The 23,232-nt window shown below is 62.6% G+C and carries 24 protein-coding genes and 1 pseudogene; 7 read left to right on the plus strand and 18 right to left on the minus strand.

Annotated features, from left to right (window positions below):
- Positions 1–234 precede the first annotated feature (234 nt).
- Entirely contained in the window at positions 235–1,401 is a 1,167-nt protein-coding gene (coaBC, locus tag BG842_RS07260; protein WP_069450253.1) for a bifunctional phosphopantothenoylcysteine decarboxylase/phosphopantothenate--cysteine ligase CoaBC, read from the minus strand.
- A gap of 33 nt (positions 1,402–1,434) precedes the next feature.
- Positions 1,435–3,406, minus strand: a pseudogene (locus tag BG842_RS07265) (ABC transporter ATP-binding protein).
- Positions 3,407–3,502: 96 nt separating this feature from the next.
- Here BG842_RS07265 and sugE point away from each other — a divergent pair.
- A complete protein-coding gene (sugE, locus tag BG842_RS07270) occupies positions 3,503–3,826 on the plus strand; it encodes a quaternary ammonium compound efflux SMR transporter SugE (RefSeq protein ID WP_069450254.1) in 324 nt (107 codons plus the stop codon).
- 415 nt (positions 3,827–4,241) lie between these two features.
- Here sugE and BG842_RS07275 read toward each other — a convergent pair whose 3' ends face one another.
- Complete coding sequence (locus BG842_RS07275) at positions 4,242–5,006, minus strand: NAD(P)/FAD-dependent oxidoreductase (RefSeq protein WP_069450255.1); 765 nt, start codon at positions 5,004–5,006, stop codon at positions 4,242–4,244.
- Between the two features lie 102 nt (positions 5,007–5,108).
- Between BG842_RS07275 and BG842_RS07280 the strand changes: the two genes are divergently transcribed.
- Positions 5,109–5,639, plus strand: a complete 531-nt coding sequence (locus BG842_RS07280; RefSeq protein ID WP_069450256.1) for an SRPBCC family protein — start codon at positions 5,109–5,111, stop codon at positions 5,637–5,639.
- Positions 5,640–5,652: 13 nt separating this feature from the next.
- Here the strand turns inward: BG842_RS07280 and BG842_RS07285 are convergent, their stop codons facing one another.
- From BG842_RS07285 to BG842_RS07300, 4 genes are all read right to left on the minus strand, one after another.
- On the minus strand, positions 5,653–6,510 hold the full coding sequence (locus BG842_RS07285) for a DMT family transporter (protein ID WP_069450257.1): 858 nt from the start codon (positions 6,508–6,510) through the stop codon (positions 5,653–5,655).
- Positions 6,511–6,580: 70 nt separating this feature from the next.
- On the minus strand, positions 6,581–7,927 hold the full coding sequence (locus tag BG842_RS07290) for an alkaline phosphatase family protein (RefSeq protein ID WP_069450258.1): 1,347 nt from the start codon (positions 7,925–7,927) through the stop codon (positions 6,581–6,583).
- Between the two features lie 66 nt (positions 7,928–7,993).
- Entirely contained in the window at positions 7,994–9,106 is a 1,113-nt protein-coding gene (locus BG842_RS07295) for a bifunctional oligoribonuclease/PAP phosphatase NrnA (RefSeq protein WP_069450259.1), read from the minus strand.
- 174 nt (positions 9,107–9,280) lie between these two features.
- Positions 9,281–9,814, minus strand: coding sequence for an inorganic diphosphatase (locus BG842_RS07300; RefSeq protein ID WP_069450260.1), 534 nt, complete (start codon positions 9,812–9,814; stop codon positions 9,281–9,283).
- A gap of 214 nt (positions 9,815–10,028) precedes the next feature.
- On the opposite strand from BG842_RS07300, the gene BG842_RS07305 reads away from it, so the two are divergent.
- The gene (locus tag BG842_RS07305; protein WP_069450261.1) at positions 10,029–10,385 is read left to right on the plus strand and encodes a PadR family transcriptional regulator; all 357 of its coding nucleotides are present in this window, start codon (positions 10,029–10,031) and stop codon (positions 10,383–10,385) included.
- On the opposite strand, the gene BG842_RS07310 is transcribed toward BG842_RS07305, so the two are convergent.
- Positions 10,366–10,911: a rnhA operon protein gene (locus BG842_RS07310; protein ID WP_069450262.1), complete on the minus strand. Its 546-nt coding sequence runs from the start codon at positions 10,909–10,911 to the stop codon at positions 10,366–10,368. The two genes, BG842_RS07305 and BG842_RS07310, sit on opposite strands and share 20 nt — an antisense overlap.
- A complete protein-coding gene (rnhA, locus tag BG842_RS07315) occupies positions 10,904–11,497 on the minus strand; it encodes a ribonuclease HI (protein ID WP_069450263.1) in 594 nt (197 codons plus the stop codon). The genes BG842_RS07310 and rnhA overlap by 8 nt, the downstream gene beginning before the upstream one ends.
- Positions 11,498–11,626: 129 nt before the next feature.
- On the opposite strand from rnhA, the gene BG842_RS07320 reads away from it, so the two are divergent.
- On the plus strand, positions 11,627–12,592 hold the full coding sequence (locus BG842_RS07320) for a transcription initiation factor IIB family protein (RefSeq protein WP_026177694.1): 966 nt from the start codon (positions 11,627–11,629) through the stop codon (positions 12,590–12,592).
- A 112-nt stretch (positions 12,593–12,704) separates the two neighbouring features.
- The gene (gene nreA / locus BG842_RS07325; protein WP_069450264.1) at positions 12,705–13,964 is read left to right on the plus strand and encodes a DNA repair protein NreA; all 1,260 of its coding nucleotides are present in this window, start codon (positions 12,705–12,707) and stop codon (positions 13,962–13,964) included.
- Position 13,965: 1 nt separating this feature from the next.
- Here nreA and corA read toward each other — a convergent pair whose 3' ends face one another.
- From corA to BG842_RS07355, 7 genes are read right to left on the minus strand one after another with little or no spacing between them, the layout of a single operon-like run.
- The gene (gene corA / locus BG842_RS07330; protein WP_069450265.1) at positions 13,966–14,946 is read right to left on the minus strand and encodes a magnesium/cobalt transporter CorA; all 981 of its coding nucleotides are present in this window, start codon (positions 14,944–14,946) and stop codon (positions 13,966–13,968) included.
- Complete coding sequence (locus tag BG842_RS29655) at positions 14,943–15,113, minus strand: hypothetical protein (protein WP_175424097.1); 171 nt, start codon at positions 15,111–15,113, stop codon at positions 14,943–14,945. The genes corA and BG842_RS29655 overlap by 4 nt, the downstream gene beginning before the upstream one ends.
- 40 nt (positions 15,114–15,153) lie before the next feature.
- Positions 15,154–15,789, minus strand: a complete 636-nt coding sequence (locus BG842_RS07335; RefSeq protein ID WP_069450266.1) for a DUF6517 family protein — start codon at positions 15,787–15,789, stop codon at positions 15,154–15,156.
- A 41-nt stretch (positions 15,790–15,830) separates the two neighbouring features.
- Positions 15,831–17,318 (minus strand): cysteine--tRNA ligase, encoded by a 1,488-nt coding sequence (gene cysS, locus BG842_RS07340; RefSeq protein WP_069450267.1) that lies wholly within the window; start codon positions 17,316–17,318, stop codon positions 15,831–15,833.
- Between the two features lie 55 nt (positions 17,319–17,373).
- On the minus strand, positions 17,374–17,877 hold the full coding sequence (locus tag BG842_RS07345; protein WP_069450268.1) for a hypothetical protein: 504 nt from the start codon (positions 17,875–17,877) through the stop codon (positions 17,374–17,376).
- Between the two features lie 39 nt (positions 17,878–17,916).
- Entirely contained in the window at positions 17,917–18,468 is a 552-nt protein-coding gene (locus BG842_RS07350; protein WP_069450269.1) for a hypothetical protein, read from the minus strand.
- Between the two features lie 49 nt (positions 18,469–18,517).
- Entirely contained in the window at positions 18,518–18,703 is a 186-nt protein-coding gene (locus tag BG842_RS07355) for a methytransferase partner Trm112 (protein ID WP_069450270.1), read from the minus strand.
- A gap of 100 nt (positions 18,704–18,803) precedes the next feature.
- Here BG842_RS07355 and BG842_RS07360 point away from each other — a divergent pair, with 100 nt between their 5' ends.
- Positions 18,804–19,220, plus strand: coding sequence for an EamA family transporter (locus BG842_RS07360; protein WP_069450271.1), 417 nt, complete (start codon positions 18,804–18,806; stop codon positions 19,218–19,220).
- A gap of 52 nt (positions 19,221–19,272) precedes the next feature.
- On the opposite strand, the gene BG842_RS07365 is transcribed toward BG842_RS07360, so the two are convergent.
- On the minus strand, positions 19,273–20,685 hold the full coding sequence (locus BG842_RS07365) for an adenylosuccinate synthase (RefSeq protein ID WP_069450272.1): 1,413 nt from the start codon (positions 20,683–20,685) through the stop codon (positions 19,273–19,275).
- A 233-nt stretch (positions 20,686–20,918) separates the two neighbouring features.
- On the opposite strand from BG842_RS07365, the gene BG842_RS07370 reads away from it, so the two are divergent.
- Positions 20,919–21,224, plus strand: coding sequence for a hypothetical protein (locus BG842_RS07370; RefSeq protein ID WP_007978624.1), 306 nt, complete (start codon positions 20,919–20,921; stop codon positions 21,222–21,224).
- Here BG842_RS07370 and BG842_RS07375 read toward each other — a convergent pair.
- Positions 21,221–22,972, minus strand: a complete 1,752-nt coding sequence (locus BG842_RS07375; protein ID WP_394327462.1) for a hypothetical protein — start codon at positions 22,970–22,972, stop codon at positions 21,221–21,223. The genes BG842_RS07370 and BG842_RS07375 overlap by 4 nt on opposite strands.
- Positions 22,973–23,232: the final 260 nt, after the last annotated feature.

Below are 23,232 nucleotides of genomic sequence, written 5' to 3' on the forward strand. Positions count from 1 at the left end.
ACGAATGGCTCGTCAGAGCGTTGCTCTGACAGTGGATGACGAGCGTCAGCGAGGAATCGGTTGGGGAGGCGTGTGGACGGTTGCGGTGCGGTTTCAGTGCCGCTCGGTAATTGTACGCTCGGAAAAATTGGAGACGACTCGTCGTGTGTGCGTGGTGAACTTTCGAAGTCGGATTCCCAATCGGTGCAGCCACGGCGTCGATACCAGAAATACCTCGTGCAGAGAGTTTCCAACTTACTCGCCGTCAAACACCCGGGCGAGTTCTTCCGCGACGTGGAGTCCGAGTTCCGCTTTGCTCCCGCCGTACTCCCGGACGCTGTTTTCGCGGACGAACAGGGTTCTGGTTTCGTCTTCGCCCATCACGCTGGCATCGTTCGCGACGACGAACGAGAGACTCGCTCGTTCGAGCGTTTCACGGGCGGCGGCGACCATCGCGTCGTCGTCGCCGCTGGTCTCGGCCTTGAACCCGACGATGGGGAGGTCGGGGTGGTCGTCACGAACCGTGTCGATGAGCTTCGGCGTCGGCCGTAAATCGAGGGTGAGGTCCTGCCCGGACCGGATTTTCTCGTCGGCACCGTCGGCGGTGTAGTCGCTGATGGCGGCGACGGAGACGAGGGCGTCCGCCGGGAGTCCGTCAACGTGTTGCTCCACTGCATCGAGCATCTCGGCGCTGGTCTCGATCCGCTCGACGGTCGCGTAGGGGACGCCGGGTCCGTCGTGAACGAGCGTGACGCTGGCTCCGTAGACGTAGCAGGCGCGGGCGACCGCCCGCCCCGTCTTTCCCGAGGCGCGGCTCGTCAGGATGCGAACGGGGTCGACCTCCTCGCTCGTCGCGCCGCTGGTGACGACGACGTGTTTTCCGTCGAGGAGGCCCGGCGTCGTCACGCGGGCGACGTCGAGCGCGATGGCGTCCTCGGTGGCGATCTTCGCCTTTCCCTCCTCGATTCGCGGCGGGACGAACTCGACGCCCCACGACTCGACGCGCTCGATGGCGTCGAGGACGCCGGGGTGGTCGTACATCGGTTCGTGCATGGCGGGTGCGATGACGACCGGAACGTCGGCACCGAGCGCGGTGGTCGCGCACGTCGTGACCGGCGTGTCGTCGACCGCACCGGCGATTTTCCCGACGGTGTTCGCCGTGGCCGGTGCGATGAGGAGCACGTCGGCCCACCCCTCGCGGCCACAGAGTTCGACGTGTTCGACCCGTCCGGTGATTTCGGTCACGACCGGATTCTCGGTGGCGAACTCGACCGCCCACGGGTGGATGATTCCCTGCGCGCTCCCCGACATCACCGCGCGGACGTTCGCGCCGCGCCTCCGCAGTTCGTGTGCCAGTTCGACCACTTTCACCGCCGCGATACTTCCCGTCACCCCCAACGCCACGTTCACTCCGGTCAGCATTACCCGGTAGTGGGCGCGGTAGCCCGAAAAAGGTCACTGGTTCGACCCTTGTCTCGTCCGACTCGCGCTCGCCCGCCGGGTCGCCTCCGCGACGAACTCATCGGAGAGGGCGTCGATTTCCCCGGCCTGCACCCGCCAGAGGTCGGCGTAGAGGCCGTCGCCGTCGAGCAGTCGTTCGTGGGTGCCGCGTTCCACGATTCTCCCGTCCTCGATGGAGAGGATGGTGTCCGCGCCCTTCACTGTCGAGAGGCGGTGGGCGATGATGAACGTCGTTCGGTCCTCGGTCAACCTATCGAGACTGCGCTGGATGAGCATCTCCGTCTCGGTGTCAACCGTGCTCGTCGCCTCGTCCAACACGAGCAGTTCGGGGTCCGCGAGAATCGTCCGCGCGATGGAGATGCGCTGGCGCTGACCGCCCGAGAGTTTCACGCCGCGCTCGCCGACCCGCGTGTCGTAGCCGTCGGGCAGGTTGGTGACGAACTCGTGCGCTTCGGCGGCTTTCGCGGCCGCCTCGATTTCGTCGTCCGTCGCGTCGAACGCGCCGTAGGCGATGTTCTCCCGCACCGTCCCGTCGAACAGGAAGGTGTCCTGTCCGACGTAGCCGATGTGTTCCCGAAGGCTCTCGACGGTGACGTCGCGCACGTCGTGGCCGTCAACGCGAATCTCGCCGCCCGTCACGTCGTAGAGGCGCGGGAGGAGTTTGCAAATCGTGGACTTCCCGGCCCCCGTCGGACCGACGAGACCCACCGTCTCGCCGGGGTCGGCGGTGAAGGTCACGTCGGAGAGGACCTCTTGGCCGTCTTCGTAGGCGAAGTCCACGTGGTCGTACTCGACGCGGCCCCGAATCGAATCCAGTTCGACCGCACCGGGACCGCTCGTGATGTCGGGCGAAATCGACAGCAGGCCGAAGATGCGCTTGGTCGATGCCTTCGCATCCTCGTACCGGTCCACCACCTCGCTCATCTGGGTGAGCGGTTCGACCATGCGCTGGGTGAACAGGAGGAACGTGACGAGTTGGCCGACGTAGAGCGTGCCCGAAAACCCGAGCGGCGGGTCGGTGAGGAACCACAGTCCCCCCACGACGAACGTGGCGGCGAAGGCGACGGACGTGAGCAACTGCATGCCGGGACGGTAGACGAAGTTCATCCGGAGCGCCTGCCAGTCGCGCTTGAAATACTCGTAGGAGGCGCTCCGAACGCGCTCGTCCTCGAACGACTCGGTTCCGGAGGTTTTGATGACCTCGATACCGCCGAGGTTGTTCTCCAGTCGCTTGTTCAGGTCTCCGACCGACGACCGAACGTCCGCGTAAAACGCCTCGACGCGCTTCATGAACCACCACGTGAACAGGGCCGCGACGGGGATGATGGAGAGCGTGACGAGCGCCAACTGCGGGTTGATGGTGAAGAGAAGATATCCGATGCCGATGATGAGGACGAGCAGTTGGATGGCGCTCCCCATCATGTTGTCGAGGAACAGTTCGAGGCGGTTGGCGTCGTCACCAGAACAGTGGTTCTGGTTGGCACACGAGAGCTTTGCTCTCGTGAACGTTGTTCAGGATGCTCATGAGTTCCCCGGTCTTGTGGTCGTCGAAGAACGTCATGTCGAGGCGCTGCATCCACTGATACGTCGCCGTCCGAACCTCGTGTTTGACGCGATGGGAGAAGAGGTTCAGGCTGGACGAGTGGGCGAAGTTGCAGACCGCGGCGAGGACCATCGAAACGCCCATGATTTCGGCCGAGAACCAGAACTGGCCCATCCGCGTCGTCGGAATCCACGCGTCCGGAAGGAGCGGCAGAGTGTACGCCCGCTTGCTGTAGAACACCGCGTCCAGCGCCACGCCGAGGACGAGCGGCGGGACGAGCGAGAGGAATCGAGTGGCCATGCTCGTCACCAACCCGATTGCGAACCAGTGGAGGTGGTCGCCGCCGTATTCGGTGAACAGCCGAACCATCGGCCGCTCCACTGACTCGCCCAACTCGTCCGGGTCCACCTCGTCGGCGCTCATTTCGTGAACGCTTCAAAAGGGATTCATAAAGAGCCACGGGTTTCGGCTGACTGGGAAACGCAAGACATAGCGTTCGCCCGTCCCGAGAATCCACCCATGTCGTGGAAGGTGCTCATCGTCGCCGGGGTGTTCGAAGTCGCGTGGGCTATCGGATTGGAGTACTCCGACGGCTTCTCGAAGTTCTGGCCCTCCGTCGCCACCGTCGTCGCGCTCGTCGTCAGCATGGCGCTGCTGGCGAAATCCCTCCAGACGCTCCCCGTCGGGACCGCCTACGCCGTCTGGACGGGTATCGGCGCGGTTGGCACCGCGACGCTCGGCATCGTCCTGTTCGACGAACCCGCGGACTTCCTCCGGGTCGCCTTCATCGGCGTCATCGTCGTCGGCATCGTCGGCCTGCACCTCTCCTCCGGCGGGCACTGAGATGTGGACTCGTCGAAAGGAACCGAACACCCCCGGTGCGCGCTGGCTGGACGACGCGGCCACGCTCGGCCGCGTCGTTCCGGTGAAACGTGCGAGGTCCTCGTGAGTGACAACGGAACGAACAAATGGCTCGTCAAAGGGTTGCTCTGACGGTGGATGACTGAGCGAATGCGAAGGAATTGGCTGGGGAGGGTGTGGCTGATGCGGTTGCGGTCGCGGTGCGGAAATTTATTGCCGCTCGGTAGTTGTAGCCACAGCGATAACAAAATCTTCTGACACCGAGCGGGCGGGGGCTTTCGAAAACGTAATCACGTACGTGTGGCGCCCTCAAAATCAAATTCGTCTCGTGGGAGTCCTCGAAGACTTCTTCACGACTGTATTTCCACCAAAATCCCTTCTTCTCGTCCGACTCGGGTCAGTTCATGTTCTCGATGAAACTCGGGTGGGGAACCGGGCGCTCGTCCTCCCACTCCTCCAGATAGTCTCGAAGACGGTCGTGGGCCTTCCGCGCGCGGCGCTGGCGTTCGTCCTCCGAAATCTCCTCGCAGCCCTCCGGGACCTCGCGGTCGCGGTTGGTGAAGTAGCCCTCCGGCGTCACCCAGTCGTGGTAGAAGTCGGGGTTGGCGTCGTGGACGACGGTGATGCCGACTTGCGACCCGTGGCCCGCCGAGACGATGGCTTGGTGGTACTGCTCGGCGATTCGTCCGGCGGCGTAGACGCCCTCGACGTCGGTTCGGCCGTCGTCATCCACGGGGACGTACCGCTTGCTCCCCGAGTCTTCGAGGTCGAGGTCGAGTCCGTCGAGGTGCGAGGCGTCCGACCACGAGGTGACGACGACCCGTTCGGCGGAAATCGTCCCGTCGCCGTCCTCGCCGCCATCGTTGCTTCCGCCGTCGATTTTTACAACGAACCCGTCGTCGTCCGCAGGCCGTACGTCTGTGACTTTTGCATCCAGACGCGCGCACCCGGCGCGTTCGGCCTGCTCTTGGAGCATCAGGGAGAACAACCGCGAGTCGATTCCGGCGGGGAATCCGGGGAAGTTCTCCAGAATCGCGTTTCGGTGGAGGATGGAAACGCCGTCGTTCACGACCAGCGTGTCGAGATCGGCGCGTGCGGTGAACGTGGCCGCGGAGAGGCCCGCGACGCCACCGCCGACGATGAGTACGTCGTAGTCCGTCATGGTCGGAGGTTGTCGATGGGGTGGTATAAACGACTGGATTAGGTACGTTCGTGCAGGTACCTCGCCGGAATGTTTACTTTCAGTCGAACAGAATCGAAACGCGTGGACCACCTCGAACTCAGTACCGTCGTCTACGTGCCGCCGGAGGAGGCCTACGAGTTCCTGCTCGACTTTCCGGGCTACGCGAACTACTCGAAACACCTCACGCAGGTCACGCACGAGGGTGACGGTGGGCCGGGAACCGAGTACGACATTCACCTCAAGTGGTGGAAGGTTCGGTACACCGTCCGCTCCGAGGTGACGGAACTCGACCCACCGAACCGCATCGACTGGAAGATAATCAAGGACATTCACGCCCACGGACACTGGCGTGTGGAGGAAGCCCCGGAGGAAGCGCCGGAGGGCGAGGAGACCGCCTCCCGGGTGTGGCTCTCCATCCACTTCGACGCCGACTCGGCGGATTCGGGGATGCTCAATCTCCCCGCGTTCGTCTCGCTCGGGTGGGTCGTGAGCAAGGTGAAACCGCTCGTGCTCTCGGAGGCCGAAAAGGTCGTCGAACGCATCGTCACGGACTTGGAGGGCGAACCGCGACCAGTCGACCTCGAAATCCACGAGAAACCCAACGCCGTCTGATTTTCGCATCGATTCACTCGGCCTGTACGAGCAGGACCCCGGCGAGCACCGACGCGCCGCCGAGCACCGTCACCGGCGTCACCGGTTCGGCGAGTATCGCCGCGCCGAGCAGGAGCGTGACGACGGGTTCGACGGTACTGACGATGCTAGCGCGACTCGCCCCGATGCGGCCCAGTCCGGCGAAGAAAGTAAAGATGGGCAGCGCGGTTGCGAGCACGGCGATGGCCGCGACGATGAGCCACTGGCTCCCCGAATCCGGGACCGAGAGCGTCCCCGTCGCCGAACCGTAGACGAGGTACGCACAGGCCGCCGCGGGGAGGACGTGGGCCGTGAGCAGGTCGGCGGGCACGGCGTCCAGCGCGACCCTGCTCGCGGTGATGTAGCTCGCGTACACCACCGCGGCGGCGAGGACGACGACGATGCCGCGCGGGTCGGCACCCGCCGGGTCGCCGCCCGTGATGAGCGCGACGCCCACCAAGGCGAGAACCAGCGCGACGCCGGTTCGGCGCGTGATGCGCTCGTCGAGGAAGAGCGCGGAGAGCACGACGACGATGACGGGATAGGTGTAGAGCAGGATGCCGACGAGTCCGGCGGTCAGAAACGAGAGGCCCCAGAAGTAGAGTCCGCTCATGGCCGCGTAGCCGAACGCGCCCAGACCGAGGCCGACGAGCAGGGTCCGTCCCGAAAACCGTCGGAGTCGTCCGCGCACCGCGAGGCCCGCCCACACCAACGCGGTGGCGAGTAGAAACCGGAAGAACAGCACGGTCGGAATCGACAGCCCCGCGCCCGCGGCAAGCTTGCCGAGGATTCCCAGCGTGCCGAACCCGACGGCCGAGACGATGACCAGCGCGGTTCCGAGGCGGTCGCTCATTCGACCGAGGTTTATCGGTTGCGGATAAAGGAGATTCGAAAGCGGTGAATCGACCGCGACGCGACCGGTTTCAGACCAGGCTACGCCCTTCGAGTTCGCTCGACGGGTAGTCGAGTTCCATCAGGTCGAGGATGGTCGGGGCGATGTCGAGGAGGTCCGTGTCCTCCGGGATTCGTGCGTTCGGGTCGTCCACGAACAGCGTCGCGTTGTCGAAGCTGTGCATGCCGTTGCGCGGCCCGACGCCGAACACGTCGTCGTGGCCCTTGAATCCGGCCTTCAAATCGAAGCCGTGGTTCGGGATGGCAACGAGGTCGGGTGCGATGTCCTCGTGGTCGCCGTCGAACGCCTGTTCTTTCTCCACGACGCGCCAGCAAACCTTGTTGCCGTCCGGCCCTTCGAGGTTTTCGAGCTTCTCTTTGAGTTCGGCGCGCTTCTCCTCGTACTCGTCCTGCGGGACGCTACCGCGCGGTTCGCGGCCTTCGAGGTTGATGTAGAACCGACCCGGAATGAGCGAGTAGGCATCGGTGTCGTCGCTGATGTCGCCGAGTTCCTCGTGGTCGTCGTCCTCGTAGGAGAGCCAGCCTTCCTGTTCGAGCCACGAGTTGAAGTGAACCTCGTAGTTGAGGCTGGTGAAACCGTGGTCGCTGGCGACCATCATCGTCACGTCGTCCGGCAGGGAGTCACGGAGTTTCCCGAGGTACTCGTCGAGCTTTTTGTAGAACTCGATGAACTCCTCTTTGTACTCGCCGTCCTCCTCGTAATCCTTGAACAGGAAGTGGTTCACGCGGTCGGTCGTCATGAAGACGCCGAAAAAGAGGTCCCAGTCGTCCTGGTCGATGTAGTGCTGGAACGACTCGTAGCGCGTTTCGAGCGTCTCGTGTGCGTTCTGGATGAACTCGGATTTGTCGTCCTTGTGTCCCAGCTTTGCGTTCGCGTCGATGGGATAGTCGATGGACTCCAAGTAGTCCCGCATCTCGTCGGGGTACGCACCCTTGTCAACGCCGGGAGAGAGGAATCCGGAAACCATGCGCTGGACGTTCCGTTGCGGTGGGAACGTGACGGGGACGTTCATCACCGTCGCGTCGCGGCCCGCGTCGGTCACGCGGTCCCAGACGCGCGTCGCCTGCACGTCGCGTCCCATCGGGACGTAGGTGTCGTACGAACCGTTTTCGCGGTCTTGGAACCCGTACACGCCCGTATTCCCGGGGTTGACCCCCGTCGTGAGGGCTGGCCAGCAGGCGGAGGACTCCGGCGGCACGATGCTGTCGATCGCTCCGGCGCTCCCCTCGCTCGCCAGCGATGCGATGTTCGGGAACTCCGAGGCGTTTTCCTTGAGAAAGCTGTACGGCACGCCGTCGATGCCGAAGAAGGCGACCCGCGGAGCGTCGTCTCCACGGAGCCTATCGAATAGACCCATACGCCGCTCTACCACAGGCGACTACAAGAACCTTCGTTTCCATGCTACAACCTCTCAAGTTTTCGTTCACGAACTTTCGAACGCGGTGAACAACGCCTTCCGGGTGCTCGCGTCGATGAGCGAGTCCAGCGTCTTCGTGAGCTCGCTATCGACCCGTGCGAAGATGCCGAGCGATACCCGAGCAGTCGCGGCGTCCGCGTTCCCGCCCGTCGTCTCGCTCGCGTCGAACGCGCCGGTCAGGATATCCTCCGCGCTGGTTCGGACGTCCTCCGCGCGACAGGAGATGACGATGGTTTCCTCGTGGAGGCCGAACACGGCGGCCGTCGAGACGCCTTCGAGTCGCAGGAGCGAATCAGCGGCCTCCTCCAGCGCGCTCACCGAGGGGACGACGCCGACGTTCGCAACGGCGAAACTCGCCCGTCGTTCCCGGCTCGCTATCGCCTCGCCGAGCACGTCGAAGGTGTCGCTGCTGACGCCCGGCGAGCGCAACTCCTCGATCCGTCCGAGGTCGGCGTAGGCGTGGAGGAACCCGGCGGCGTCGTAGTCGTTCGACCCGTTGGCCCGCCGGAACTCGCGGGTTCCGGCGCGGATACCGTACAACAGCGCGGTCGCCACGCGCTGGTCGGGAACGAACCCCATGTCGCGCACGAGTTCGGTCACGACCGTCGATGTCGCGCCGTCGTCCGTGCGCGTAATCGTGAGGATGTTCTCCTCCGCGGTCGGTCGGTGCCGGATGACGCCGACGACCGGGGGGTTGTTCGCCAGTCGGGGAACCGCACCGCCGCCGCCGATTGCGATTCCGCCGTCGCAGTTCGGGAGTCCTTCCCCGTTTTCGTCGAGAATCGTCACGTCGATGTCGAAGATGTTGCAGAACGCCTTGCTGTCCTCGCCGGTTATCTCGCCCTCCGCCGCGATTCGCGCCGCGACGCCCCAGTCCTTACAGAGGGCTTGTACCCCGACCGCCGCCGCCAAGGAGTCGATAATCGGGCTTTCCGGGACGACGAGCGCGACGCGGTTCTGTCCGGCGACGACCTTCCGGAGCGACCCGGCCGATTCCGGGTTCTCGGTGCCACCCCACGACCGAAACTGAACGGCGTACAGCACGCCGCCGCCGGAGAGGAGCAAGAGAACGGCAGTGGCGACCGCTGGCATGTTTTCGGCGACGAATCCGGCGAGCATTGCTAACGCATAGCTCCTTCCACTCGTATATAATTTCGAGTGTATTCTATGGCATCTTTATGTGGGATTGAGGACAGAAGTAGCGAATTCGGACGTAATCGGCCGGTAATCGACGTTATTCAGCGGTTCCAAAAAAGTCGGAAAGTGTTCGAAAAGCTGAACGGACTATGAAATCTAGTTGAAATTCTCGTCGTACAGCTCTTGGGAGTGTTCGATGGCGTCGTACGCCGCCTGTTTGTCCTCCCAGCCCAGCGTCTCGACTTCCTTTCCGGCTTCGAGGTTCTTGTAGGTGGAGAAGAATTCGTCGATCTCGTCCTTCGTCTGCTGCGGGATGTCCTCGACGTCCTCGATGTGGTCGAAGCGCGGGTCCTCGATGGGGACGGCGATGACCTTGTCGTCCTGTTCGCCGTCGTCGTCCATCTTCATCATGGCGACGGGGCGGGCCTCGATGACACAGCCGGGGAACGTCGAATCCTCGACGAGCACGAGCACGTCGAAGGGGTCTTCGTCGTCGTAGAACGACTGCGGGATAAATCCGTAGTCACCGGGGTAGTGGACGTTGCTGTGGAGCACGCGGTCCAGCATGACACCGGGGATGTCCTTGTCGTATTCGTACTTGTTCCGGTCGCCTTTGAGACACTCGACAACTGCGTAGATTTCCTCGGGAGCGTTCGGCCCCGTTTCGAGGTCTTCCCAGAGATTCGTCATGGGTCGCTTGGAACTCGACGGGAAGACCAAAAAGTCCTTTCGGCATGGGTGTAAACAAGTGACTCGTACCCATGAAATCACTCATAAGTGTGACACCCTTCCGCAATCCATGAGTGGCAGTTGGGTATTAAAATCGAACGAAAGAACGGAGAAACACCAAGAAACTTGAGAAGGGTTAAATATCTCGGTTACATATTTCGTCGTGTCAAAGCCAATGTCAGAGGCACAAACACTCACCGAAAGCAGTACCGCCCGCGACCTCACCGCGTTCCAGCGTAATATCCTCATCGTCCTCACCGAGGAACCGATGTACGGGCTCGCTATCAAGCGCGAACTCGAAAGTTACTACGACGAGGAAGTGAACCACGGCCGCCTGTACCCCAACCTCGACACGCTGGTCGAGCGCGGACTGGTCGAGAAGAGCGAACTCGACAAGCGGACCAACCAGTACGGTCTGACCCAGGCCGGTCTCGAAGCCATCGAAGACGCGTTCGCGTGGTCGCTCTCGAAGTTCATCACCGACGACGCGCGTGCCGAAAAGGTCCGCGCGCTCATCGAGCAGTCCGACTAACGCACTCGAACACGAGTTCGACCGATTCTTTTACCGCTTTTTTCTGTTCCGAAGTCGGCCACGCATTCCGCGGGAAGTACTCCGTCAGAAATTCGTCCACTTCGTCGCTCGTCGCCGACTCGACGGGTCGCGCGTAGTGATTGCCTATGAAGTCCGCGAAGGCCTCGGCGTTCGCGCCGTGGACGTCGCCGTATTCCTCTCGGACTCGCGCCGCAACGGCGCGGTTGTGCTTGTCGATTTCGTCCCAATCGTCCGGGTCGCCAGCGCCCGTCAGCGGGATTTCGACCGCGCGGTCCGTGTCCTCGATTCGCTCGACGCGAATGGTTCCGTCCTCGACCCACTCCTCGGGATGGAGAACCAGTACGGTTCTGGTATCCTCTTCCCGAATCCGTGCGACGAAACCGTGTGTTTCGAGCAGCTGCGTCCGTTCCGTACGATATTGCTCCGCCTCTTCGCCCTCGCGGTCACGCGCGAGGTGGGTCAATCGTTCCGCCTCCGAAACCGTGTCGTCCGGCAGTTCAGCCATCGTCTAACGCCTCGTTTGCCAATTTGTCCGCGCGTTCGTTTACCTCTCGCGGAACGTGTTTCAGGGACCATTTGTCGAACTCCTCCAACAGCTCCCGGACGCGAACGCGGCGCTCGCGGAGTTCGGGGTTGTTCGTCTTCCACGCACCCGTCACCTGCTTGACGATGAGCTGGGAATCACCTTTCACGTCCACGGAGTCGAAACCGTAGTCGCAGGCCGTTTCGAGCCCCTCGATGAGCGCCTCGTACTCGGCTTGGTTGTTCGTCGCGCGTCCGATTCTCGTTCCGCCCTCCGCGGCGATTCCATCGCTCGTCACGATGACCCACCCGGTCGCCGCCGGGCCGGGATTTCCGCGACTGGCACCGTCGAAGTAGAGGTAGGCGTGCCCCCCCGCATCTCGAAGAATCGCCTCGATGTCCTGTGGATTCGCCCCCTGAATCACGAGCTTGTCGTCGTATGCGATGGCGACGGCGTCGCCGTGTCTCGCCCGCCACTCTTCGTACTCGGATTTGCCGTCCGAGACGATGACCCCGGCGTCGGCGAGCGTCCGGCGTGCCTCGTCCACGTCACACTCGATGACTGGCATTGCCGACACTCGTCCGTGTTCGAGTAAACAGGTTCCGGTCTCGCGGGAGTGGTATGTGACCGTTTGTCAGATATATATAGGTTTTGCCCAAGGGTTTAAATGTTTGGGAGTTACTACTATAAAAGTGCGATGACACGGTCCACTCGCCAGCGGGAGCGCCAACTCGAAGGGGAGCAAACGGCGAACGAACGAGAGGGAGAGCGTACTTGTCCTGAATGTGGGTCCGAAACGTTGATCAAAAGTACCGACCGTGCCGAACTGGTCTGTGACGACTGTGGGTTGGTCGTCGAGGAGGAACGGATCGACCCCGGCCCGGAGTGGCGTGCTTTTAATCATCAGGAACGACAACAGAAGTCGCGCGTGGGAGCGCCGACGACGCAGACGATGCACGATAAGGGGTTGACGACCACTATCGACTGGAAGGACAAAGACGCCTACGGTCGGTCTATTTCTTCCAAGAAACGCAGTCAGATGCACCGCCTGCGTAAGTGGCAGGAGCGCATCCGAACGAAGGACGCGGGCGAGCGAAACCTCCAGTTCGCCCTGTCCGAAATCGACCGTATGGCATCCGCGCTGGGTGTCCCGCGGTCGGTACGAGAGGTCGCATCGGTCATCTATCGACGGGCACTCAAGGAGGACCTCATCCGTGGTCGCTCCATCGAAGGCGTGGCAACGAGCGCGCTGTACGCCGCCTGTCGAAAGGAAGGGATTCCACGAAGTCTGGAGGAGATCTCCGAGGTTTCGCGGGTCGAACGAAAGGAGATCGGACGAACGTATCGATACATCTCCCAAGAACTCGGTCTGGAGATGAAACCGGTCGACCCGAAAAAATACGTTCCGCGGTTCTGTTCTGAACTCGAACTCAGCGAAGAGGTGCAGTCGAAGGCCAACAACATCATCGAAACCACCGCCGAAGAGGGATTGTTGTCCGGTAAATCGCCCACCGGCTACGCCGCCGCCGCGATTTACGCCGCCTCGCTGTTGTGCAACGAGAAGAAGACGCAACGCGAAGTCGCCGACGTGGCACAGGTGACGGAGGTCACCATCCGCAACCGGTATCAGGAACAGATAGAAGCGATGGGAATCCATAGCTAACCGCGTCATCCTTCCGTTTTTGTCCCTTTCGAGCGACAGCCGGCGCGTTCCCGGCGGCCGTTTCCGTCCGATTGCCGAACGTTGAAGCCTCTCGCTTCCCTACGTTCCGTGGATGCGGTTGGACGAGTATATCGACGATTTGCGCCCGGACGAGGAGGAGCGCCGCCGCTGTCTGGCCGAGGAGAAGTCCTACGAGATTCTGGACTACGTGGACGACTTCGAGGACCGGTTTTCCGAGGTGGCGCAGGGCGACTCGCTCTTCGGAAGTACCTCGCCCTCGGTGTTCGTCGGCCGGTCGTCCTACCCGAACGTCTCGACGGGAATCCTCTCGCCGGTCGGCGCGGAGGAGGACGCCGCGGAGTTCGCCACCAGCGGCGATTGGTACCAGCGTGGCCTCGGTATCGATAACGTCCTCCAGTACCGGACCGGCCTGCTGAACTCGAACCGCTCCGCGAAGGTGAACGTGGACGACGTGTGGGACGGGTTCGTCGGCGTCCAGCGCGAAATCGCCATCGCCGACCGCCCGGTGGACGTGGAAATCGGTCTGACCGAGAAACTCGACTTGGACGTGAACGTGGACGACATCGCCACGCCGACCGGCCCGACGGCCCGCGCGTCCTCGGCGGATTTGACCGAGAACCCGCACGTTCCCCGCGCCGTGAAGAAGACGCTCGAAGACGACGACTGGCAGGCCCAAGGCGCGATGAACTACCTGTACCGCCGCGGGTTCGACGTGTACGACATCAACACCATCCTCTCGGCGGGGGCGTTGGGTCAGGGGCAGAACCGAAAGCTCGTTCCGACACGCTGGTCGATTACCGCCGTAGACGACACGGTGGGACAATACCTCCGCGGACGCATCCGAAATGCGCCGAGCATCGACGATACGCAGGTCTGGGTGAACGAGTACATGGGCAACCGCTACTGGGTCATCCTCGCGCCGGGTCAGTGGGAGTTCGAACTCGTGGAGATGAAAGCCCCCGGCAGTATCTGGAATCCCTCGCCGACCGGCGACATCTGGATGGGGAGCGCCCACGAGGGCTTCGAGGGCAGAACGAGCTACGTCGATGAAACCGCCGGAGCGTACTACGCCTCCCGCCTCGGCGTGCTGGAACATCTCGAAGACATCGGCCGACAGGCCAAGGCCCTCGTTCTCCGCGAGGTCAGCGACGACTACTGGGCACCCGTCGGCGTCTGGCAGGTGCGCGAGAGCGTCAGAAACGCCTTCGACGGGCGCTTTGGGGAGGCGGAATCGTTCCACAGGGCCGTTCGTGAAATCGTCCCGCAACTTCCAATTTCGATGAACTCGCTCCGCCGGAAGTCCGAGATGGTCTCCGGGGTGCAGGCCAACCTCTCGGATTTCGCCCCGTGACTCACAACCAACCCGCTTTTCGGAAGTAGACGACCAGAATCGCGCTCATGAGGAACATCCCGAGCATCACCGCCGGATACCCGTAGGTCCAGCCCAGTTCCGGCATGTTGAACGGGCCGTCTTGGAAGTTCATGCCGTAAACGCCGACCACGAGCGTCAGCGGGAGGACGATGGTGGCGACGACGGTCAGCTTCTTCATCACCTCGTTGGTCGAGACCGAGAGCATGTTGAGGTAGATGTCGCGCGCGCCGCCCGCCAAATCGCGGTACGTTTCGGTCAAGTCCACGAGTTGGACGAGGTGGTCGTACACGTCGCGGAAGTACTTCTCCGTCTCCGGGCGCACCTCCTCGGGGTCGCCGCGGGCGAGGTAGCCCACCGCCTCGCGGGTCGGCCACGCGAGTTTTCGGAACGCGAGCAGTTCCCGCCGGACGCCGTTTATCGACTCCAGCGTCTCGATGCTCGTGTCGCTGATGACGGCCTCCTCGACGGCCTCTATCTGTTCCTCTATCTGGTCGAGCGCCGCGAAGTAGCCGTCCACGATGCCGTCACAGACGCGGTACGCCGTGAAGTCCGGCCCGCGGCCGACGATTCGCCGGTCGCCGTCGAGCGCGGCGCGCCAGATGCGCGAAACGGCGTCGATGTCGTACTCCGAGAGGGTGACGAGCCAGTCCTCACCGACGAACACGCCGACCGGTTTGACGCGGGTCTCCTCCTCGAAGGTGGTTTCGCCGCGGGCGAGTTCGACCGTCTTGAGCAGGACGAACGTGTAGCCCGCGAACTCCTCCGTCTTCGGTCGAATCTCGTTTCTGATGTCCTCGATGGAGAGGTGGTGGATGTCGAACGCTTCCGCGACGCGTTCGAGTTCGAGGGGCGTGGCGTCGCTCGCCCGCACCCAGACGGTACCGGATCCGACGCGCGCGGATTGGAAGTCCTCGACCGTCTCGACTTCGCCGTCGGCGAACCGGAGCGATTCGACCGTCATTGGGCGTCCTCCGGTTCGGTCGCGTTGGCGATGGCGGCGAGCGTGATGCCGACCATGATTCCTGTGATAGAGAACGCGCGCCCCGGATACGGCGCGGAGAGACCTATCAGGTACCCCACCACTCCGAGGATGGTGAGGCCGAGTCCCGAAACGAGAGTTTGGTTCATACCGTCCGTACCGACAGAAGGGAGAAAAAACGTTGCCCGATTAGCCGCCGTGTTGGATACCGGAGAGCAGGCTGGAGACGCTATCGGATTCGTCGAGCCGCTTCGGGTACACCGCGAGCACGACGATATAATCGCCGTCGTGTTTGAGCTTGGTCGCCTGAATCGTTACGTCCACGTTCGCGCCGTGCGAGCTGGCGGTTGCGGTGAATTCAGAGACCTTCGTGTTCGTCCCCAGTACCGTCACGTTCTCCGACCCGACGGTTCGGATGTCGTGGATGTTTCCGTATCCAGATACGAACTTCTCGACGAGGTCCCGATTGTCGAACTTCGACAGCGGGTTGAACGATTTGGACGCTATCTTCACGTCGGGACTGCTGACGACGACGAAGGTCGCCGCCGTTCCCTCCGCGACGCCATCGATACCGATGGTCTTCTCGTACTGTGCGACCCAGTTCGTCACCTTCACCTCGCGGCTCTGGCCCGCCGCTTCGAACGTCCGTTTCGCTTCGAGGGATTCGACCTTCGCTTTCTCGTAGCCCGTCTGCGACAGCGCGTTGTCGCCGACGGTCGCCTTCGTGGCGCTGACTTCGAGGGTGTCTCCGAGGATAAACCCGAGACAACCGCTCGTGAGGACGAGCGTCGCCAGTAACGCGCCTGCAATCAGTTTCCGGTTCATGTCTATCCCCGATACTCAACCCCCCAGTATAAGTCCGACGGCTACGGGAGCTTGAACGAAGGACCGGAGTCGGAATCCTGAACGTCGACGCCGAGCGCCTGTAAGTCGTCGCGGAGCGCATCGGCGCGGTCGTAATTCCCGGCATCCCGCTCGCTCTCGCGGAGGTCGAGGACGAGTTCCACGAGGTCTTCGGCGAGTCGCACGTCGCCGCCCGCCTCTCCGCCGAGCGAGAAGCCCAGCACGTCGCCGCCGAGTTCCTCGAACGTCTCGACGGCCGATTTGAGGCCGTCGTAGTCGTACTCCTCGTGCGCGTCCGCGTGGCGGTTGACCGCCGTCACGAGGTCAAGCAGCGCGGCGAGCGCGCGGCGGGTGTTGAAGTCGTCGTTCATCGCGTCCGCGAACTCCTCGCGCGTTTCGGTGACGGCTTGGCGCAACTCGTCGTCCTCGACCTTGGTTCGCGCGCCCGGGCCGTCGAGGGCTTCGACGGCGCGGTCGTAGCCGTCCGAAAATCGGTCCCAGCGTTCGACGGCCTCGTTCACCGTTTTGTCGCTGAACGTCTGGCGGTTGGCGTAGGACGTAGAGAGGAGGAACATCCTGACGGCGTTCGCGCCGATCTCCGAAATCGCGCCGCGAACGGTGGAGTAGTTGCCCAAACTCGAACTCATCTTCTCGCCCTCGGTTTCGAGCAGGCGGACGTGGAGCCAGTAGCGGGCGAACTGGTGGCCGGTCGCGGCCTCGCTCTGGGCGATTTCGTTTTCGTGGTGCGGGAACACGAGGTCCTGTCCGCCGACGTGGATGTCGATGGTCTCGCCGAGGTGTTCCATGCTCATCGCCGAACACTCGATGTGCCAGCCGGGACGTCCCTCTCCCCACGGGGAGTCCCACGTCTGACCGGACGGGTGGGACACCGCGTACTCCGTGTCGGGGTCGCGGTGTTCCTCGACGGCACCCTCGCTCACGCCGTCGGCCTTCCAAAGGGCGAAGTCGCCGGGATGACGCTTCTCTCCGCGTTCGTCGCCCTCTCCCTGCGCTTCCATCTCCTCGACCTTCTGGTTCGAGAGTTTGCCGTAGTCCTCGAAGGTCGTGACGTCGAAGTACACCGAGCCGTTGGATTCGTAGGCGTAGTCCTTTTCCACCAGCGTCTCGATGAGATCGGTGATTTCGGGGAGATGCTCGCTGACGCGTGGATACACGTCGGCCCGTTTCAGGTTCAGGTCGCGCATGTCGCGGATGACTTGCGTGATGAAGGTCCGTGCGACGTCGGCCTCGTCGTCGCCGAGGTCGTCCTCGCCAACGCGCGCCGTGATTTTCTCGTTCACGTCGGTGAAGTTCTCGACGTGGTGGACGTCGTAGCCGAGGTGTTCGAGCCATCGGTGCATCACGTCGGTGTGAATCCACCCGCGCGCGTGGCCGAGGTGCGCGAAGTCCGAGACGGTCAACCCGCAGTAGTAGAGGAGGACGGAATCGGGGTCGCCGGGTTCGAACGGCTCCCGCTCACCCGTGAGCGTGTTCGTTACGAAGAGTGTCATAGGGAACGGTAGTGCCAGCAACCGTTTTAAATCGTCGGAAGCGACACCAACCGCCTCAATCGTCCCGTTCGGGAACGGCGTCCAGCGCATCCTCGACGAACCGGACCGCGTTCGCGCCGTCGCGGCGCTCGACGACGACGACCAGCGACTCCGCGACCCCGGTCGCGACGACATCGACGTCCTCCGCCACGAGTCGGGAGAGGACGACGGAAAACGCCACGCAGTCCACGTCGCCCGCCGCGATGACGCCGGTCAACGACCCCGAATCGGGGGCGAACCCTGCGTCGCCGACGACGAGGAGCGAATCGGCGGGGTCGTCCGCTCGACCCAGGCCGCTCCGCATGGTGACGCGGGCGTCCCGGGAGTCGATTTCGTACGTCGGCAGTTCGTCGGCGAACCGCGAGAGCGCCGTCGAAACCGCGTCGGTGTCGTCGCCGACGTCGATTTCGTCCGCGAGGAACCGCGCGGCGGCGGTGTAGTTCACCACGTCCGCACGGAGCGCTTCGAGGAGGAACGGCCGTCGCCGAACCGCGTTTCGGGTGGCTTCTGCGAGTGACATTACCGACCAGCACGAGGAGTGCGGGAAAAAGGAATACGATTACCGGACGAGGAAGTACCCCGCGACGCCGATACCGACCAGCACCGTAATCGCGCCGAACAGCGCGAGGACCCAATCGACGAGAACGCCGACGCCGAGAACGAGCACCAGCGCCATAATGCCGAGGACGACGAGCGGGATGTTTCGCGCCAGCTCCGACGCATCGGCATCCGATTGAACCGGTTTCTGTCGCGGTTTCGAGAGGGACTCGTCCACCGGTATCGAGTCTTTCTCCGGGTCTATTTCGGCAATATCGACGTCCACGTAGGCCGTTTCGGCCCCGTATCCGGTCACGACTTTCAGCTTTCCGCGGGCGGGACCGTCGTGAACCGTAATCGGCACTGCCTCAGTCGAGTTGGCCTCGATGTAGTGATTCGTCGCGGACAGGGATGCCACGTCGGAGAGCTCGTCGTCCAAATGGAGATGCACGTGAATCGGCGCACCGTGGTTTGCGAGCGAAACGCTGAACGAGTCGTCGGTTTCGAACGACGGTGCTACGTCGATGTGATGAAGTCCGTCGCGGTTGATGTGTGTTAACAACGTTTCGGACACAGTGCACCTCCCTCTTGGGTTAGAGTAAAATACTCAACTATTAAAAGATTCAGGCCTCTCGCATGTCGGGCGGCAGGAGGTTCGGGATGCCGTCCTCGATGGGGTACTCCTCGCCGCACTCGGTGCAGGTGAGCGTCCCGAAGATGACTTCCTCGTCCTCTTCCTGTCGTGTGTCGAGTTCGAGTTCCTGTTTGTCCAGTGGACAGCAGATGATGTCCATCAGGGATTTCTTCATGCCCGAGTCCACGAAGGGGGAGGCAAAAAGCGTGACGGGTTGTGCGGTTCGGGCGCTCCGCTTTCGAAACGACTCTCATCCCTGCGTGAAAGGCTTATCCATGAACTACATCGGATGGGCCATCGTCGCCCTCATCGGATACACGGCACTGCCCCCCCTCGTCAGCATCGCAACGCAGGATATCCCTGACACGGTCGCCGCACTGGTGGCGAACGGCATGCTCGTCATCGCGGCCCTCGCGGTGACGATGTACGAGGGCGAACAAATCGTTCCGTACCTCACTAGCGAGAAAGCGCCCTACATGTACCTCGCGGGTGTGTTCCTCGCAATCGGTATCCTCGCCTACTATCGTGCGTTGGCATCAGGCCCGGTCAGCGTCGTGGTTCCGATTTTCGGCCTGTTCATCGCCACGAGTTCGATTCTGGGTATCGCGTTTCTCGACGAACCGCTCACGGCGCGAAAGACCGCCGGAATCGGGTTCGCTCTGGTCGCGATATATCTCACCGCGGTCGAGTAGCGGACCGAAGAAAACGGAAACGCAAAAAGAGAAAGCGAGATTCGTGGTTCGGTTACTCGAACGGGTGTTCGAGCACGACGGTATCCTCCCTGCTCGGGCCGATACCGACGGCGTAGATGGGCGCATCGAGTTCGTCACTGATGTATTCGAGGTAGGTTTGCGCGTTCTCCGGAATCGCGTCGTAGCCCTCGTCAGCGACCTCGCTCCAGTCCACTTCCGGCCAACCGTCGAAGGAACGGAAGTTCGGCTCACAGCGACCCCAGCGCTCGGTCGTGGCAGGAATGGTGAAAATTTCCTCGCCATCGACATCGTAGCTGTATCCGACTTTCACCTCGTCGAGGCCCGCCAGCACGTCGATGTGATTGACGGCGAGACCGGTGAAGCCGCTCGCGCGGGCGGCGTGTCGGAGCATGGGCATGTCGAGCCACGCGACCCGGCGCGGTCGGCCGGTGACGGTACCGTACTCGCCACCTTCCTCGCGGATGTACTCGGCGAGGTCCTCGTTTTCGCCCGCCCCTTGCTCGTCGTAGTCGGGTGTGTCACCGACGACGCCGCCGAGTTCGGTCGGAAGCGGGCCGCTCCCGACGCGCGTGAGATAGGCTTTCACGATGCCGATGATGTCGCCGTCGCCGATGACGCCGGGGCTGAGACCCGTTCCCGTGGCGGCCCCGCCCGCGGTCGGATTCGAGGAGGTGACGTACGGGTAGTTACCGTGGTCGATGTCGATGAGGGTACCCTGTGCGCCCTCGAAGATGACTTCGTCGCCGGCGTCGAGGCGCGATGAGAGGAACTCCCCGGCCTCGACGGTCATGTTCTCCTCTTTCAGGCGCTCGCCGTAGCGCTCGTACTGTTCGTGGAGCGCATCGACGTCGAACGCTTCGCCGGTTTCGACGCCGTCGGATTCGTCCGACGAGCCTCCAATCGCTTCGCTCATGGAGACGCCGTAGACCTTCTCGGCGAGTGCTCGCTTTTGAGGGACGACGTATTCGAGCTTCTCGCGGAGGAGTTCGGAATCGAGTAGGTCGCCGACGCGGATGCCGCGTCGACCGGCTTTATCCTCGTAGGTCGGGCCGATACCCCGACCCGTGGTTCCCACCTTGCGGTCCGAATCGCTTTTCACGTCTTCCTCGATACCGTCGAGGACGCGGTGGTACGGGAGGATGACGTGCGCGCGGCGCGCGAGTCGAACGTCGGGGTCGAGTCCCCGCTCGCGGAGCGTGTCTATCTCGTCGAACAGCGTGTCCGGGTTCACGACACAGCCGTTCCCGAGGACGCCGACCTTTCCGCGGACGACGCCGCTGGGAACGAGGGAGAGCTTGTATTCGTTGCCACCCTCGACGACGGTGTGGCCTGCGTTGTCGCCGCCCTGATAGCGAGCAACAACGTCAGCGGCCGCGCCGTAGAGGTCTACGACGCGGCCTTTGCCTTCGTCGCCGAGTTGCGAACCGACGATGGTTACGGTCATACCGGAGGTGATTTCTCCCGCACCTCGTAAACCGATTACGGTCTTCGAAGCAAGATGATGCACGAACGTGTGCATTTCGGTGGCGACTGAGCGCCGATTCTAGCAATTTCGACGACATTCTGACGGACGATTCGGAAGTGTTAACTCGTCTCAAGAGAAAGATTCGTTCTACGTTTCTGCTTGCGATGCGGACAATAACCTTTAAAAGGCTCTAAGACAAGTTAACACATGCCATGATAGATCGACTGGAGAAGGAAGTCGATATGCTGGAACGCCACTTGCAGGTCCTGAAAATGGTCATTGAGAACGAACCTATCGGCATCGTGAAGATGTCGAACGAGACGGGATACCCCCATCACAAGGTTCGCTACTCGCTGCGAGTTCTCGAAGAGGAAAACCTCATCTCGCCCTCCAACCAAGGTGCGATCACGACCGACCGTACCGAGGAGTTCGTTTCCGAACTCGATGAAAAACTCTCCGAGATTACGAACAAACTCGACTCGATGAAGATCGGCGAGAAAGCCGAAGCCGAAAACTAGAGTTCCGGAAACGTAACGTGGAATTCACCGTTTCGTGATTCCACCAGACACAGATGATATCCTCGTTTGCGGGATAGCTTGACGAAACTCTCTCTTTTTTCCCGCGTTAACAGTCCACCGCTGGTCGCATCCTCGGTCGTCTCCAACGCGGCCGGTTCGAAGAAGCTCTTTGTGACCTGGAAGGCCGCGCTGAGTTCGTCGCTCGCGCTGGAAACGCTGCTGGCCGCGTCCACCAGCGACCCCATCATCTCGCCGGTCGCGGGGTCGCGCGAGTCGTTGATGTTGGCCACGACGAGCGGGTTGCCCATCCTGTCGCGGAGAATGACGTCGAAGGGGAATTCCGTCTCTCCACCCTCCTCGTCTTCGGTGACCAGTGCTCCGTGTAGTTCGACGCGGTCTATCTTCTGAATCGCTTCGAACAGGTCCTTCAACCCGCGCTGGTGTCCCGTCTCCAGAATCTCGTACAGGAGGTCGACGACGAGCCACGAGACGAACTTGTACTCCATCGAGTCGTGAAGGAACGCCTCGAACTCCTGTCCATCGACCGCGACGCCCACCGTATCGAACTGCGTGTGGTGTTCGAGTTGCAGGTTCGACTCGATGGTTTCGCGGCTGGCTTCGCCCGCCGTGGCGTCGGACAGGGTGCCCTTCCCCTTCGAGCCGTAGCGGACGAAGAAGTTGGTCTGCGTGAGCGCCTGTTCGGGGGTCAACTGGCGCTCGGCGGTGACGCCCGGACTCTGTTCCCGAAGCGTTTCGAGTTCGTCCGCCAGCTCGCCAACCCGCGCTTCAAGTCGGTCACGCTCCGATTTCAGTTCGTCACGCTCCGCTTCGGTTTGTGCGAGTTTCGACTGGAGCGCCTCTATTTTCTCCGCTCGCGCCGTGAGTTCGGCCTCTATCTCCTTCGCCCTGTTCGACTGCCCGTGTCGGGGCGACTGTTGCGGCGTGGGTTGTCGCTGTGCGGATTGGCGTTGTGGCGTCTGCCGAGCGGTCCGTCGCTGTTTGACGCCCGCGTCGCGGGACTTCGACGAACTGCTTTTCTCGGGGTCCAGCGACGGAATCGTCGTGGTCTCCTGCCACTGCTGTTCGTCCGACAGGGGGTCGGATACCCCACCACCGTTATCGCTTTCGGCATCCTCGGCGCTCGACGCGTTCGGCGTCGGTGCCGATTGTGTGCTCGCCTCCGCCGACTGGCCGGTTGTCGGGGTCGCGGTGGTCGAGGGCGTCGGCTGGCGGTTGGCGTCGGCCGCGGTCTCCGTGGTCGGTCGTTGGTCGGGTTCCGTTTCGGTCGGCGACCGGGGTCCCTCGCTCGCCGTCGATGCGGGGGACTGCTGGGCTTCGTCCGTCGATAGTTCGGGCTCGCTCGTCCCGTCCGGTTCCGCCGATGAACTCGACTCGTCAGGCGCGGACGGCGCGGGTGACTGCTCCGGCTCGGGTTCCGGTTCGGGCGTTTTCGGCTCCGGGAGTTCGATGATGTCCACGTCCGCCGCGACGACCTCGTAAATCCCCACCTCGTCGTTCGCCCGCTCGAACGCCTCGTCCCCGGTAACCAGTTGTTCGCTTTGTCCGACGTAGGCGGCGCTCATCGACCGCCCGGCGTGGTAGACCACGTAGTAGTCGCCGCTGAGAACGTTCTCGCTGAGTTCGATGTACCCCGTGAAATTGTTCGACGCGAGCGTCTCGCTCGCCTCCTTGAGGGGCGTATCGTTCGTGTAGTACTTCGCTTGCGTCTTTCCACCTCGCTCTTGCATGCTGAACAACAGCGGAAGCGAGGGGTGGGGGCGTCGAACAGCGTCCCGTCGGCATCCTCGAACGTATCGAATGCGCCATCAAACACGCCGATGACGCGGCCGTTCAACATGAACAGCCACGTCCCGCCCGCTTTGACCGCACCGGAAAATTCCTCGTCGGCAAGTGCGTGGAGCGTCTCCAGCCCACCGGAGAATGGACGAGAGCTCCACTCGGTTATCTGCTCGACTATGCGCGCATCCATATTACGTCAAAACGGAAT

The organism is Haladaptatus sp. W1, assembly GCF_001723155.1.
Classification (GTDB): domain Archaea; phylum Halobacteriota; class Halobacteria; order Halobacteriales; family Haladaptataceae; genus Haladaptatus; species Haladaptatus paucihalophilus.

Excerpts from the sequence above, each read along its gene's own strand:
- nreA (WP_069450264.1), top strand. The coding sequence starts at position 12,705 with ATGCGGTTGGACGAGTATATCGACGATTTGCGCCCGGACGAGGAGGAG.
- BG842_RS07305 (WP_069450261.1), top strand. The coding sequence starts at position 10,029 with ATGTCAGAGGCACAAACACTCACCGAAAGCAGTACCGCCCGCGACCTC.
- sugE (WP_069450254.1), top strand. The coding sequence starts at position 3,503 with ATGTCGTGGAAGGTGCTCATCGTCGCCGGGGTGTTCGAAGTCGCGTGG.
- BG842_RS07355 (WP_069450270.1), bottom strand. The coding sequence starts at position 18,703 with ATGAAGAAATCCCTGATGGACATCATCTGCTGTCCACTGGACAAACAG.
- BG842_RS07345 (WP_069450268.1), bottom strand. The coding sequence starts at position 17,877 with ATGTCACTCGCAGAAGCCACCCGAAACGCGGTTCGGCGACGGCCGTTC.
- BG842_RS07300 (WP_069450260.1), bottom strand. The coding sequence starts at position 9,814 with ATGACGAATCTCTGGGAAGACCTCGAAACGGGGCCGAACGCTCCCGAG.
- corA (WP_069450265.1), bottom strand. The coding sequence starts at position 14,946 with ATGACGGTCGAATCGCTCCGGTTCGCCGACGGCGAAGTCGAGACGGTC.
- coaBC (WP_069450253.1), bottom strand. The coding sequence starts at position 1,401 with ATGCTGACCGGAGTGAACGTGGCGTTGGGGGTGACGGGAAGTATCGCG.
- BG842_RS07310 (WP_069450262.1), bottom strand. The coding sequence starts at position 10,911 with ATGGCTGAACTGCCGGACGACACGGTTTCGGAGGCGGAACGATTGACC.
- BG842_RS07370 (WP_007978624.1), top strand. The coding sequence starts at position 20,919 with ATGATAGATCGACTGGAGAAGGAAGTCGATATGCTGGAACGCCACTTG.
- BG842_RS07360 (WP_069450271.1), top strand. The coding sequence starts at position 18,804 with ATGAACTACATCGGATGGGCCATCGTCGCCCTCATCGGATACACGGCA.
- cysS (WP_069450267.1), bottom strand. The coding sequence starts at position 17,318 with ATGACACTCTTCGTAACGAACACGCTCACGGGTGAGCGGGAGCCGTTC.
- BG842_RS07320 (WP_026177694.1), top strand. The coding sequence starts at position 11,627 with ATGACACGGTCCACTCGCCAGCGGGAGCGCCAACTCGAAGGGGAGCAA.
- BG842_RS29655 (WP_175424097.1), bottom strand. The coding sequence starts at position 15,113 with ATGAACCAAACTCTCGTTTCGGGACTCGGCCTCACCATCCTCGGAGTG.
- BG842_RS07375 (WP_394327462.1), bottom strand. The coding sequence starts at position 22,972 with ATGCAAGAGCGAGGTGGAAAGACGCAAGCGAAGTACTACACGAACGAT.
- BG842_RS07365 (WP_069450272.1), bottom strand. The coding sequence starts at position 20,685 with ATGACCGTAACCATCGTCGGTTCGCAACTCGGCGACGAAGGCAAAGGC.
- BG842_RS07295 (WP_069450259.1), bottom strand. The coding sequence starts at position 9,106 with ATGCTCGCCGGATTCGTCGCCGAAAACATGCCAGCGGTCGCCACTGCC.
- BG842_RS07275 (WP_069450255.1), bottom strand. The coding sequence starts at position 5,006 with ATGACGGACTACGACGTACTCATCGTCGGCGGTGGCGTCGCGGGCCTC.
- rnhA (WP_069450263.1), bottom strand. The coding sequence starts at position 11,497 with ATGCCAGTCATCGAGTGTGACGTGGACGAGGCACGCCGGACGCTCGCC.
- BG842_RS07335 (WP_069450266.1), bottom strand. The coding sequence starts at position 15,789 with ATGAACCGGAAACTGATTGCAGGCGCGTTACTGGCGACGCTCGTCCTC.
- BG842_RS07285 (WP_069450257.1), bottom strand. The coding sequence starts at position 6,510 with ATGAGCGACCGCCTCGGAACCGCGCTGGTCATCGTCTCGGCCGTCGGG.
- BG842_RS07290 (WP_069450258.1), bottom strand. The coding sequence starts at position 7,927 with ATGGGTCTATTCGATAGGCTCCGTGGAGACGACGCTCCGCGGGTCGCC.